Here is a 12799-nt window from a genome sequence, read left to right as displayed (position 1 = left end):
TTAGGATAAGTTGCTCTCCATTTGTTTTAAAAGCCTTCTTAAAAACACACGCTCTTCTGGAAAGATAGAGTCTAGTAACTTTTCCTGTTGCTCTTTCCATTTCTGATCTACTGGTTTTTCCAACAATCTTCCTTCATCTGTCAAAAAAATGCGCATCACACGAGCATCATGTTCATCACGCTTACGATATATAAATCCATTTTGTTCAAGAGACTTGACCATATTAGTTACAGTAGGTGGTTCACATTTTAAATGCTCACATAATTGCATTTGTGTGATACCATCCCCTAACCATAATCGATATAATAATTTATCTTGACCTGCATAAAGATTAATTTGTCGCAAAGATTCATTATAGTCTCGACGCATTTGGGAAGAGACACGATCTAACGACTGGCGGATATCACAATCCACTTGATCTTTGACCGGTTCGTTCATCTATCCATCATTCCTTATTTCTTCAATAGTAGTTAGCGGGCTAAATATAACATGAAGAAATTAATGTGTCAATTGACTGTAGCAGCGACATTTATTTTTTGGCGTATCCCATTTTATTTAAATAATTCATCATATCAGGCAGGATGCTTCTTTCTAAATGATCTTGAATATGATCGCTCCATCCTTTAACGGTTTTGACTGTGAAAGGCGCGCGAATCGGGCGAGCTTGATAATATTTTTTCACTGTATCATCATAAACAGCCAATTGTTCTGTGTCCAATGGTTGGTATTGATTGTCAAACAGTACCATGGATTTCGGTAAGCGTGGTTTAAGACCTGCTTTCTCTCCTGCTGGAACACCAATGCACAAGCCTACTGCTGGAATTACGTATTTAGGTAACTGAAGCAATTCAGATAATTTTTCAATATTAAGCTTAACTCCACCGATATACACACCACCAAGCCCCATCGATTCAGCCGCAGTTAGAGCATTTTGTGCCATAAGCCCAGCATCCACTAAGCCAATCGTTAGAAATTCGATATATTCGATATCTACTTCAGGAGCGATTTCATGATTGCGATGGAAGTCTGAACAGAAAATCCAAAACTCGGCTGCTTCACCGATATAAGGTTGATGACCACAAAGCTCCATAACTTCTTGACGAAGCGCTGGATCTGTAATGCGAATAATAGAGACGGCTTGTAAAAGACTAAATGATGATGTTTGCGTAGCTGCTTGAAAAATGGCATTGCGTTGTTCTTCTGTTAATGGTTGATTGGTGTAAGAACGTACAGATGAATGGTTATGAAGTAATTCTAACGTTTTATTCATGATTGCTTTCTCCTCTAATTTTCAATAATATGATACACTATTACTTAGCTTGCTAAATATAAAATTAATATTTCAAATCATATTCAGTTAGTAACTATTGTTGCTCATCGCTTACTGAAACTATCATAAAATGAATAATTCAAGCTGTATAGAGGGCAATTTAAATGAACATAGTACATTTTTGTGTACTTAGGGAGGAATCAGATTACGATGAGAGTGTGTAAAGATGGATTTCAAAGAGAATTTATAGAAGACAAATCAGATATGTATACTATTGCGTTTACTCAAAATATTTTATCCGGGCGCTGGAAATACTTTATCCTATGGTACTTAAAAGGTCATACACGTCGTTATTCAGATATCAAAGCGTTTCTAGGTGATCTTTCGCAAGGTTCTCTTAGTAAACAGCTTCGAGAATTAGAAAAAGATGGTGTGATTAAGCGTAAAGTGTATCCCGTCGTTCCACCGAAAGTAGAATATTCGCTTACCGAAAAAGGCACCAAACTCATGCCTATTTTAGATGCTATGGAGTCTTTTGGTAAAGCGTATGGTGAACAGCCAGATGATACTTCACTTGTATAAATGTTGATTGCAATAGAGTCTATCGCATCCCAACTAAAGAGTACTTAGGACGATATAGATCGGCAAAATTGGAAAATGAACCATTTATTGTTATCATAAAATAAGTACCATATATAACATTCTTCATATACCGAAAAGGAGTGATACAAATGCTACGTATTTTAATTGTAAATTTTCCAGCAGAAGGACATGTGAATCCAACATTAGGAATCACTCATGCTTTTACATCGCGCGGGGATGAGGTTCATTATATTACGACTGAGAAGTTCAGAGATCGAGTAGAAGCCGTTGGAGCGATTGTTCATGTTCATACTGATCTGCTTCGAAATGCGTCTATCCATGTAGGTAGCCCCAACGGAATAAATGAATTTTTAAACATTCATATTCAGACTTCGTTACACATTTTAGCATTAACCGAACAGCTATCGCAGACCATGCAGTTTGATTTTGTATTTTACGATAAATTCGGAGCTGGTGAATTAGTGCGAGATTTTCTGAATATTCCGGGTATTTCCTCGTCTCCATCTTTTTTGATATCTAATAATCAAATGACTAAACGAATTTTCCCGAGTCATGTGGATACGACTTCTCAGATTGCCGAGAACATTCAAGCTGGATTATCGCTAATGAAAGAGAAATACAACGTTATGCCTAAAGAAATGGGTCAATTTATGAACAATAACGGCGCTCTAAATGTTGTTTATACAAGTAAATATTTTCAACCCAATGGCGATCAGTTTGGCAATGAACATCTTTTTATTGGACCTAGCTTTCCAAAACGTACTGAAAATACTTCATTCCCACTTCATCTTCTTAAAGATCAAAAAGTACTATATATTTCAATGGGAACCGTTCTGGATCAGACCGAACAATTCTTTAACACTTGTATCGAAGCTTTTACAGACTTCAAAGGTATCGTAATCATTGCTACAGGTGAGAAAGTTGATGTTACAAAGATTAACCCCGCCCCTGAACATATCATGATTTTACCTTATGTTCCTCAGTTGGAAGTGTTACAGCATGCCGATGTATTTATTACGCATGGCGGGATGAATAGTGTTAATGAAGGTATTCATTTTAATGTTCCTTTAGTCGTTTTACCTCAAGATAAAGATCAGCCGATGGTCGCTCAGCGCCTAACAGAACTGCAAGCAGGTTACCGTATTACCAAAGATCAGATCCATGTGCAATCGCTCAAAGAAGCCGTACAGGAAGTACTATCGAATCCGTTATATAAAAAAGGTGTGCAGGAAATTAATAAAAGCTTCCAACACACAGTCGGTCCCCAAGAAGCACTAGATCGAATCGATGCTTATCTTGAACATACCAAAGTTTAAATAATTATAATAACTAAGTCAGTATTATAGCTCCAATATATATTAAAAGTAATGGCTGTGCTCCATATCTGTAAATAAATCAGGATGTTGTATCTTCCAGTCTAATCGCTCTTGAGTGAATGCACTGGAAACATAATTGTCTACAGATACAAAAGCACCTAGCCAACCAAAATGAGAACCAGCTTGTTCTTTCTTTATACTCGATACAGGTACATTTAGATAACGACCGATGGCATGAGCAATATCACGAAAAGGCACTCCTTCTTCTCCTACTGCATGGAATATAGAACCAGCTGAAGCGTGTTCCAAAGCGAGTCTAAAAAGACGAGCTGTATCTAATCGGTGTACAGCTGGCCATCGATTTGCTCCGTCTGCTACATAAGCCGATACGCCTTTTTTACGAGCAATGCTAATCAAAGTCGGTAATAGACCGCTTTTATCACCTATGCCATGTACAAGTGGGGCTATACGAATAACAGAAGAACGAACCCCGTGATTTGCGAGTGTCAGCGTTGTTGTCTCTGAAATCGTCCTTCCGCCTCCTACTGATTGAGGATCGGAAGGATCATTTTCAGTTGCTAAGGAACCAGCTCGTAGTGCCATTGTTGGAAACGCCATGACAAGTGATCGATCTTCTCCCGAAAGTGCTTTTCCAAGCGTTTCAATCGCACGTCGATCCGTCTCCGTAGCAATTGCCATAAATCGAGATGCCGCATGACGAGGATTACCACCCAATACAATCTTTACACGTGTAGATAAGCTGGCATGCGAGAATTTATGAAAAAAAGCAGTATGAATCACGCCATCTGCGTTGTCTACTCCTCTACGTAAATCTTCTACACTTTCCACGTTTCCTTGTTGGGCTGTTGCTCCAAGCGCGGTCAGCTTATGAGCTCCTTCTGTAGAACGGACAAGCCCTGTTACTTGATGCCCTGCTTGAATCAACTCTTGAATCACTGCTGTGCCTATAAATCCATTCGCCCCTGTGACAAATACACGCATCATTTATCCTCCTAAGATCGTTATTGATCATTTTAATGTTCTTGTTTGCTATAGCTATATATGGGATCTATTTTTAAGTCTTTTGTAGTATAGGATAGATTGTCGGGTGAACTTTGCCTATTCTGCGTGAATTCTTGCCTATTTTGCTAGAAAGTCTATATATACCAAAAAAACCTGCAAAGCCAGTAGCCGCAGGTTCTATTGCATAGGTGTATTTAAATGATATTCTTATCGCTTAACTGTTCATCTGTTGACGCCATCTATTCATATCCCTACTAGGAGGACTTCCAAAAAAACGGCTATAGTCTCGACTAAACTGCGAATCGCTAATATATCCAACCATCCGACAAGCCGTAATAGCATCCATACGACCGGACAACATGAGTCTTCTTGCTTCTTGTAGACGTAATGCTTTTTGGTATTGTAACGGACTCATCGAAGTAATTGCTTTGAAATGCTCACGGAAAGAAGATTGACTTAAATGAACCATATCAGCTAACTCGGGAATTTTTAAAGGCTGTGCAAAATGTTCTTGAAGCCAGCGAATCGCTTTGGCGACTCGTTGTACATTAGATTCTACAAAAACAGTCTCAGCCACAAATACACCGATCGGACTACGCAGAAGCCGTATAAAAATTTCATCCACAATAAGTGGAGCAAGTAATTCACTATCGTTAGGATGAGCAAGACACTCGACCAAACGGGCAACCGCATGTATAAAGGCTAGATCCCCCGGTATCATATATCCAGCACTGCGCTCTGTCACTTTGGGCAATCCTTGAGGGTATACTTTGGGTACTAATTCAGCAATTCTTTGTGGATCAAGATATATCCCTACCCCGAGAAAAGGCTCAGTGGGACTCGCTACGATCGTTTTCATCATGACAGGTAAAGCGACCGGAGCGACAAAGATCGTCGAACCACCATATTCGAAATGCTCATCCCCGACCTGAATTACTTTTTTGCCTTGAGCCGCTATACCTACTGTAGGCCAGTACATGGTATGCGTATAATCTGCTTTTTCCATTTGAGAGAAACGATTAAAGTATAATCCTGAAATCTGCTCAGCACCGTAACTTCCATCTTTAGTCGCATTGATCGAGATCAAATCTGCTAATCGAGCCGTTTCAGCTTCCAATGCTTTTTGACTCTGTTCTGTAGAATGAATCTCTAATTTATTCATCGTCTCCAATGCCTCTCTCAGGTACTTATATATTTACTAGAAGATTATAATACAAAACAAGAAGTACGCATAAACATTCTTTCTGTTTGTACGTACTTCTTGTTTATTCTATTCTTTATTTAGATTATTTTATTTAACTAGTATTGTTTTACTTTTTACCCCATGTTACTTTCAACACATCGCCTGCTTCACCACCAAAAACAATCAAACCGTTTTGAGGAAGAACCACTGATTTTTTGTGATTAATAATAGAAGATTGGACAACCATTCCTTTATCATCGTATACAACAAAGCCTGCATTGTTGGCATAATCGACAGTGATTGATTTACCAGCTGTCGTTTTATCTATTTTGAACCACTTTACATGTCCATTGGAAGCGATCGTGACTTTGGAAGCATTTTGTTTAGATAAAGGTTGAATCGCATCTTCTGGAATATATAGTTGTTTGACTGCTTTTAGATATTCCACATTATTTTGTTTGACAAATTCTAGATCGAAAGTATCTCTGCCGGTCATAACAGGAATCTGTGCTACATTGACAGCATTATTCTGATCGATGATTCGATCTCCATTGACATAACCATTTGTAGCATCGACCTTCAATGTTTTAGTCAAAATAGACGGTGCTATATAAAAAGCAGAATTAATCTTTTCGTCTACAGCATAATATTTTTTACCATCACGTGCTTTCCATGCTTTTTGTACAGCAGTCGAAACTTTATTTTTACTTAATTTTTGATATTCATAAAATACCATGACGGTTTGTCCTAACCCCGGAAGACTTACATTTGCGTTCACTTTGATATAGGTTTTTCCATTCTTTTGTTTATCAAAGCTTACTATTGCACTTCCATCTTTACTGGTGAATTGTTTCTTGCCTGTGTACACATACGTCTGAGCAGGGATAATTCCACCTAATATATCAGGTAGTGCTATTTTCCCTTTGCTAATATCCAATGTTAATGTGTTATCTAATGTGCCGTATAATCCACTATATTGCTTGAGTTCAGCAGGCATTTTGACTTGAACAGCAGGTTTGAAGGTTTGATCAGGTAATATCTTTTTGATTTTACCTTGATCTTTCAATTCTTGTAATAACAATTGAGTTGCTAATTGTGTATTGTATATAGAAGATCCTCCCGCAGAAACGACGGCAGCAGACATATCATATTCTGGCAAAGAGATCAGATCCGCATGATACATAATCGTATCTCCGCCTTTGGATAAAGCTTTGATCCCATAATCGCTAAAAGGCGCTAAATTAACAGCATCCCAACCCAATCCATAATTAGTTGTATTTCGTTCTTCTGGAACCCAAATTCCATTCCGATACTCATCTTTTTGCATAGCTTGAGCAGATTTTTCTGACAAAAGGTCGGTCTTATTTCCCATCAACACGTCACCAAATGTAGCTAATTCTTCTGCTGTAGAATAAATACCGCCTGTCCCTAATATATTCGCGTTTTCTACAGGTAATGCACTCGCGATGCCCGGGAAATATGTTTTGGATAGTTGATTGCGATCAAACGTATCTAATGGCGTATGTGTAGATTTGAAATTCATTGGCTCACTAATATGAGTTTTGACAAATTCAGAATAACTCATTCCACTTACTCGTTCGACTAATACCTCAAGTAATTGAAAACTATCGTTACTATAGACTGAAAATGCTCCCGGATCTGCTTTGAGACGTTCTGTTTGTAGCTCTTTTAATAAGTTATCGTAGTTCTGAGTATCATTATCATCAAATAAAATACTATTATGGTAATGTGACCCGTATAACCCTGAAGAATGATTCATTAATAGGCGAGGAGTGATTTTTTTGTAACGCTCATCTGCCATTTTAAAATCAGGAATATATGTCGTTAGAGGTTGATCAATATCAATTTTGCCTGCATCCACTAACATCATCACCGCTGAAGTGACATACATTTTACTAACAGACCCAATTCCAAACATCGTGTCCGGCGTAATCTGTTCTTTCGCCGCTTGGTTTTTGATGCCTGCATGACCGGATAAAATTACTTTACCATGATCGACAATTGCATACTGAACACCACTTGCTCCATAATCTTTTACCACTGTCGTAGCTAATTGTTTGGCTTTTTCTTCGCTAGATAGACTAGCTGTACTTCCCTGCGCAAACGTCTGACTCATCGGTACCACGGTTAATACAGCCGCTAATAGTAAACTTCCTATCTTTTTCATTCGGTATAGCCTCCTGTAATATATTCAGATGTAATCAATAACTGTATCTTACCTATAAAAATCAGAATTATAGCCAAAAGGGGCTGAAACGAAAAAAACAATCCCTCAACGACATCGATAAGAGATTGTTTGGATAGAAATCATTTATTGAAAAGGAATAACCACCATATTATTAAATACTTGATGTTTGCTTTCGATTGTCATATTTCCACCGTATTTATTACAGATACGATCAATATTGGTGAGCCCTATCCCATGATAATCAGGGTTAAGCTTCTGACTTTGCAATTGCCCTGCTCCTTGTTCCATATGATTCAAGATATGAATCGATAAGTGAGACGAACTGGACTGGATTTTGATCAATATATAACGGTCTTCTGCTATTTTAATTTTTTTAGAAGCTTCGATTGCATTGTCTAACATATTGCCCAGTACCACGCACAGATCATAGCGTTCGATCTGTATATGCTGAGAATATAGTTGTAACTGAGTATCGATCTGAATGCCATTGGCTTGCCCGATATTGAGCGCATTGGTCACTAGCGCATCAACGACTAGATTGCCTGTATTAACACGCTGATATGCATCCTCGACCTTATTAAGGGTGGTTTGAATATGTTGCTTGGCTTCTGCTAATTCATTTTTTTCGATACATTGCTCAATATAAAGAAATTGCTGATGCGTATCATGAATAATGCGTTTAATCTGTTTAAAACTATGCACAGTTTTCTCATAATTAGCATCTTGATAATCCATTTGATCTTGCAACTGCATATTTTCATGCATTAATTGAAATTTCTCAATCATATTATCTAAAATGTACATAATAAAAACATTCAAAAAAAGAAAGCTAAAAATCGAGATAAAGTAATACATATTCTTCTCACTATACATCGACAATACATTGACTTGATAAATACTGATCGCCGGTATAGTCAGAAATAGTAGATAGTACCGATAATGTAAAGGAAAACTTCTACGCTTTACCACAAACCGAATAATAAGAATAATCACAAACATAATCAGGCAACTGAGCAATACACTTTTGGATAAAATAACATATTCTGCAATATTCACAGGATTGGAAACACCTAGATTTGCAGCATTGAATGGATACAAAATATACAGGGATATAAAATTAACCAACGTTAACAATACAGCATATAGAATCGAAAAAACGATTTTCATTTTGAGTTCAATGTGATAAGAAATCGACAAGCTAAAAATAACTATTAATGCTAATACCGAAGACAATACAGACGATGTATACGAATTTAAGTAAACGAAATCAAGTACACCAAAAACAATAAAATAGATCCACCGATTTGATCCCTGCTGAGCTTTGCCAAAAACAGCATTAAAATAAAAATTAATTTGATAACCCATCACTAACACAATACACGCATTCAGTAACAATAATTGATTTTCCATACGTTAATTCATACCTGTAATCATAAATTTAGTATAGGCATCTTTAACTTCTTTCACTTTAGAACGCCCGATCGGTAGTTCTTCTCCATTGGACATCAATACCATGCCTCCTGCGAATTTTTTGACATGGAGTAAATTGATGATAATCGAACGATGAATTTGTAAAAAGTGATACGACTTCAGCGCTGTAGCATAGTTCGAAATAATGCCTTTGGTCGTATGCGTTTGCTCAGAAGTCACTACATGCAATTTGTTTTTGATCGTTAAGCTTTTGACCACTTCAATCGAAATAATATCATCGTGTTTAAGTACAACTTCTTCATAGTCTGATTTGATAATCAATATTCTTTTATCTAGCGCTTGAAAATACTGACACAGCTTAAGCATCTTTTCTTCAAAAACATCAACTGCGATAGGCTTAAGCAAGTACTGAAAAGTCACTACATCAAAGCTTTCTATCATATAGTCAGGATAACTGGTCAAAAATACAATCTGTTCATCCAGATGCTTGAGATCTCTAATACGTTGAGCCGTCTGAATTCCATTAATCCCATTCATTTCAATATCCAAAATTAAGATATGGAAAGGTTCTTGACCATTCTGGTAATGAGATACCAATGATTCGCCTGCTTCAAAATATTCAATTTCAAAATCAATGCTGGTTTTCATAGATAATGTCCTCAGCATATGTTGGACAAGTTCTCGTTGCTGCTGCTCATCATCACAGATAGCCACTCTATAGGTCATTTATAAATACTCCATTTCTATCTCTTGATCATTTTTTGCTAGTATCATGTGGCTGATTTCGATCAGTTCACTTTCTAACGGACGAACATCTTCTAATTTGTGCAAAATGCGTACAAGCATATGTTGACGTTTTTCCCCTTCGATATATTGGCTTTTGAGTGCCATGTTAGAGACTAGCTTCCAACGCTGAGCCACATACTGGTACTTGTAAATCAATTTTTCGATAGATGGATGGTAAGATATACCTTGTTGCAAAAAGTAGGTAAACAAATAGCGATTGTTACTCATTCTGGATAAATCTTGATACATTTGTTCAACATAATCATCCGTTAATAATGTAACATCTGCGGTACAGTGACGAATATGATCTATATATCGATCTAATGCTTGTAAGCCTGTATACGCATTCACTACAGGTTGTCCATGATCGGTTGTGAGCACATTGGAATACTGACTCTCCATCACCTCTAGATTCATTTGGATCACATTATAGATATCCGGTTCTTGCACATCCATAACCGCTTGAGTACTATCCACCACATTATAGACATATTGCGTGCCTTCTTCAATCATTTCGGTCTGTGTCAGATCGAGTGCGTTAATCAAGGTCTGTTCATCGATCGTATCTTTAAGATGATAAAATTCGTCTATAAATTCAAATTGTCCGTCTGCATAACCTACAAGTAACAAACAATGTGCAAAATGACGCAGTTGATATAAGGAGTTATATTTCATATCAAAAACATCCAACCAGACAATCACAGGTTCCCCTTGAAGAAGCAATTGTTTGATATGGGATACCACACTACTCTGATCATCTGTCCGATAAATCTGTAGATAGATATGGTGAATATGTTGCAAATCCTTTTCAGTAGCCCTATAGATTGGAGAGATTCGAGCTATCTCCTCTGTTCCTTGTTCTATATACACCAATCCGCATTGTTTCCATACACTACAAAAGTCAGGAACTTTGTGGTATGCCAAAATACTGCTAACACATAATGTAAAGCAGTCTTCACCTTCTTTGGGTTCAGGTCGTGGTTGCATGTTCATTCGTATTCTCCTTTTTTAGGGTTATGGCGAATAGGTGCATACAAGGATTATCCGGTAATACGATAGCATTGATATGAATAGGATGCTCAAACTGAATCGTTTGTAGCCAAATGGTAGTTTGTTTACTTGTTAACAAAGATCCTTTCTGTGTATATATACCACTACAACGATAGACTACTTTTTCATTGTATTTGGGCATATGATCGGTCCAATTGGTCAAAGCTAACGGCATCTGATGTACTAATGTATCGTTCAAACGATACTCAACATTTTCATCATAAGAGCCATTATCTGCCGCACCCAAAATAAACATTGCGGTATAGTGATGTTCCTGAACAGATAACCGCTGATTTTCTAATTCTATATTATTAAAAGTAGACTTAGCCTCTGGAAATAAAAACGGAATATCTTCAATAATGAGATCTTTCTGATCTGGGATCTCATCTCCAGGATAAGAGGAGCCAAATGTAGTGAAATTACCTATTCGTTGTTCTAGATCATAACTAAACCCGTTGTTATTGTAATAATCGTCTAAAGGTAAAGGATAATATTTTTCCATCAGGCTCACCTCGAAGATAGTTTATTATGTAATAATATTCCAATTAATTCGAATGTTACGTTATTTTATAATGATAGTCAATCTTAATGTGAACGCTCACTTTATTTACACTAATATAACCAAAAAAGGACTACAGCTGTATATGCTATAGTCCTTTTATCTATGGCTATATCTATTAGATATTAAGCTTGTTTGACCAATTTAGACATCGCATTGACCATACCTGAATGTGAACTTTCGTGCATCGTGTTCAACTCTAACAGATCGCCGATCGTATCTGCTTTGGCAAAGTTCTCTTTGTTCGCTACAGGTTCATTGATCTGTCCTGCAAATGTTTCGCGTACCAGATGAGTTTGCTTAGCAAATAGATCAAGCAATTCTTCCCATGCTGGTGCTTCTGTAGTCCAATCGGCTGGTTTGGTACCTGGTCCGAAGAATGTTTTGTACTCAGCAGGAACCTCGCCACTTTTGCCTGAAAAACCAAATAGAATCATATCCGTAACCACCATAATATGACCCAATTGCCAGTGAATATTATTGTTGAACCCTGTAGGAACAATCGAACGTTGTTCTGGAGTCAACTCTGCCGTATAACCAAGAATACTTTTGCGTGTTCTTTCAAATAATCCAAATATAAATAAGTCTGACATGATGATCCTCCTAATATAAAAATATAATCTAATCTCCATGCTTTTATAGAAAAAAATAAAAGCAACCTTTTAAAGTCTAACTTTAATCCATTTTAAATTCAACTTTGCTACTAAATAAAACATTAAAAAAGCTAAAAATAATCAGTAAATGTAAGCGAAATCAAGTGTGAGTGATCTGAGTAAGCTAAATGAGATTTTACAGTCCCAAAACAAACTTTACTCCCCTTTAACTTTTGAAAAGATAGGTTTATTATAAAGACATCACCAAGAGGTGCTGCATCACATAAGCAACACACAAGCACCAATCAGGTGATAGTCTCATTTCCGTATTAGTAGTTAAGATATACAGGAAGGGAGCAGGATTCCGTTGGAAAATGTTAGCGAAGTATACTAGAATCGATAACACGCAAGAAAAGCGTCAGTGAAAACGTTTTTCGTGAGATCGTGGGTATACGGGAAATCATAAGCGACATGATTTGGATGGAAGCCGGATATGCTTGATGAAGTTCTCCAAAACTTGAAGATTGGAGGAACGGATATCGCTATCTCCTTTACGTAGAGTTTGGAGGTAAGGCGAACAAAGAAATGCTTTTTTATCAAATAAGTATAACAATCAGTACAACGATTATTGAAATGGTGAAGACCTAATGATCGGCAACATGGAAAATATGAAAGTATGTGCCATGTCACGCAGGAGGATTGTTTCAGGAGGAAAAATTTAATTGTATATTCAAAATAACACGTAAAACCCCACACTCTTGATATTCAAGGATGCG

At 37.1% G+C, this 12799-nt stretch carries 12 protein-coding genes; 2 read left to right on the top strand and 10 right to left on the bottom strand.

Annotated elements, in window-relative coordinates; genetic code table 11:
* Both PO903_RS16280 and nfsA read right to left on the bottom strand, forming a co-directional pair.
* On the bottom strand, positions 1-438 hold the full coding sequence (locus tag PO903_RS16280) for a MarR family winged helix-turn-helix transcriptional regulator (RefSeq protein ID WP_069327583.1): 438 nt from the start codon (positions 436-438) through the stop codon (positions 1-3).
* A 91-nt stretch (positions 439-529) separates the two neighbouring features.
* Positions 530-1270, bottom strand: coding sequence for an oxygen-insensitive NADPH nitroreductase (gene nfsA, locus PO903_RS16275; RefSeq protein WP_273593963.1), 741 nt, complete (start codon positions 1268-1270; stop codon positions 530-532).
* 210 nt (positions 1271-1480) lie between these two features.
* Here nfsA and PO903_RS16270 point away from each other — a divergent pair, with 210 nt between their 5' ends.
* Both PO903_RS16270 and PO903_RS16265 read left to right on the top strand, forming a co-directional pair.
* A complete protein-coding gene (locus PO903_RS16270; protein ID WP_273593962.1) occupies positions 1481-1852 on the top strand; it encodes a winged helix-turn-helix transcriptional regulator in 372 nt (123 codons plus the stop codon).
* A 149-nt stretch (positions 1853-2001) separates the two neighbouring features.
* Positions 2002-3189 (top strand): macrolide family glycosyltransferase, encoded by a 1188-nt coding sequence (locus tag PO903_RS16265; RefSeq protein WP_273593961.1) that lies wholly within the window; start codon positions 2002-2004, stop codon positions 3187-3189.
* 42 nt (positions 3190-3231) lie between these two features.
* Here PO903_RS16265 and PO903_RS16260 read toward each other — a convergent pair whose 3' ends face one another.
* From PO903_RS16260 to PO903_RS16225, 8 genes are all read right to left on the bottom strand, one after another.
* On the bottom strand, positions 3232-4191 hold the full coding sequence (locus tag PO903_RS16260; protein ID WP_273593960.1) for an SDR family oxidoreductase: 960 nt from the start codon (positions 4189-4191) through the stop codon (positions 3232-3234).
* Positions 4192-4426: 235 nt separating this feature from the next.
* Positions 4427-5374: an AraC family transcriptional regulator gene (locus PO903_RS16255; protein WP_069327588.1), complete on the bottom strand. Its 948-nt coding sequence runs from the start codon at positions 5372-5374 to the stop codon at positions 4427-4429.
* Between the two features lie 148 nt (positions 5375-5522).
* Complete coding sequence (locus tag PO903_RS16250; protein ID WP_273593959.1) at positions 5523-7583, bottom strand: serine hydrolase domain-containing protein; 2061 nt, start codon at positions 7581-7583, stop codon at positions 5523-5525.
* A 144-nt stretch (positions 7584-7727) separates the two neighbouring features.
* Positions 7728-9014 (bottom strand): ATP-binding protein, encoded by a 1287-nt coding sequence (locus tag PO903_RS16245; RefSeq protein ID WP_069327590.1) that lies wholly within the window; start codon positions 9012-9014, stop codon positions 7728-7730.
* A gap of 3 nt (positions 9015-9017) precedes the next feature.
* Positions 9018-9761 carry a LytR/AlgR family response regulator transcription factor gene (locus PO903_RS16240; protein WP_273593958.1) on the bottom strand — a complete coding sequence of 248 codons (744 nt, stop codon included), beginning with the start codon at positions 9759-9761 and terminating at the stop codon, positions 9018-9020.
* A complete protein-coding gene (locus tag PO903_RS16235) occupies positions 9762-10814 on the bottom strand; it encodes a BtrH N-terminal domain-containing protein (protein ID WP_273593957.1) in 1053 nt (350 codons plus the stop codon).
* Positions 10792-11373: a beta-sandwich domain-containing protein gene (locus PO903_RS16230; RefSeq protein ID WP_273593956.1), complete on the bottom strand. Its 582-nt coding sequence runs from the start codon at positions 11371-11373 to the stop codon at positions 10792-10794. Before PO903_RS16230 ends, PO903_RS16235 begins: the two co-directional genes overlap by 23 nt.
* A gap of 182 nt (positions 11374-11555) precedes the next feature.
* Positions 11556-12023: a DinB family protein gene (locus tag PO903_RS16225; protein WP_273593955.1), complete on the bottom strand. Its 468-nt coding sequence runs from the start codon at positions 12021-12023 to the stop codon at positions 11556-11558.
* Between the last annotated feature and the right edge of the window lie 776 nt (positions 12024-12799).

The organism is Paenibacillus sp. PK4536 (genome assembly GCF_028594455.2).
GTDB lineage: Bacteria > Bacillota > Bacilli > Paenibacillales > Paenibacillaceae > Saccharibacillus > Saccharibacillus nuruki.
The sequence above is the reverse complement of the archived record's forward strand: the minus strand, read 5'-3'. Positions and strand labels throughout refer to the sequence as shown.

Bases quoted from the DNA above. Each gene is read 5' to 3' on its own strand.
- PO903_RS16225 (WP_273593955.1), bottom strand. From the start codon at position 12,023: ATGTCAGACTTATTTATATTTGGATTATTTGAAAGAACACGCAAAAGT.
- PO903_RS16270 (WP_273593962.1), top strand. From the start codon at position 1,481: ATGAGAGTGTGTAAAGATGGATTTCAAAGAGAATTTATAGAAGACAAA.
- PO903_RS16230 (WP_273593956.1), bottom strand. From the start codon at position 11,373: ATGGAAAAATATTATCCTTTACCTTTAGACGATTATTACAATAACAAC.
- PO903_RS16235 (WP_273593957.1), bottom strand. From the start codon at position 10,814: ATGAACATGCAACCACGACCTGAACCCAAAGAAGGTGAAGACTGCTTT.
- PO903_RS16240 (WP_273593958.1), bottom strand. From the start codon at position 9,761: ATGACCTATAGAGTGGCTATCTGTGATGATGAGCAGCAGCAACGAGAA.
- PO903_RS16280 (WP_069327583.1), bottom strand. From the start codon at position 438: ATGAACGAACCGGTCAAAGATCAAGTGGATTGTGATATCCGCCAGTCG.
- PO903_RS16255 (WP_069327588.1), bottom strand. From the start codon at position 5,374: ATGAATAAATTAGAGATTCATTCTACAGAACAGAGTCAAAAAGCATTG.
- PO903_RS16265 (WP_273593961.1), top strand. From the start codon at position 2,002: ATGCTACGTATTTTAATTGTAAATTTTCCAGCAGAAGGACATGTGAAT.
- PO903_RS16245 (WP_069327590.1), bottom strand. From the start codon at position 9,014: ATGGAAAATCAATTATTGTTACTGAATGCGTGTATTGTGTTAGTGATG.
- PO903_RS16250 (WP_273593959.1), bottom strand. From the start codon at position 7,583: ATGAAAAAGATAGGAAGTTTACTATTAGCGGCTGTATTAACCGTGGTA.
- nfsA (WP_273593963.1), bottom strand. From the start codon at position 1,270: ATGAATAAAACGTTAGAATTACTTCATAACCATTCATCTGTACGTTCT.
- PO903_RS16260 (WP_273593960.1), bottom strand. From the start codon at position 4,191: ATGCGTGTATTTGTCACAGGGGCGAATGGATTTATAGGCACAGCAGTG.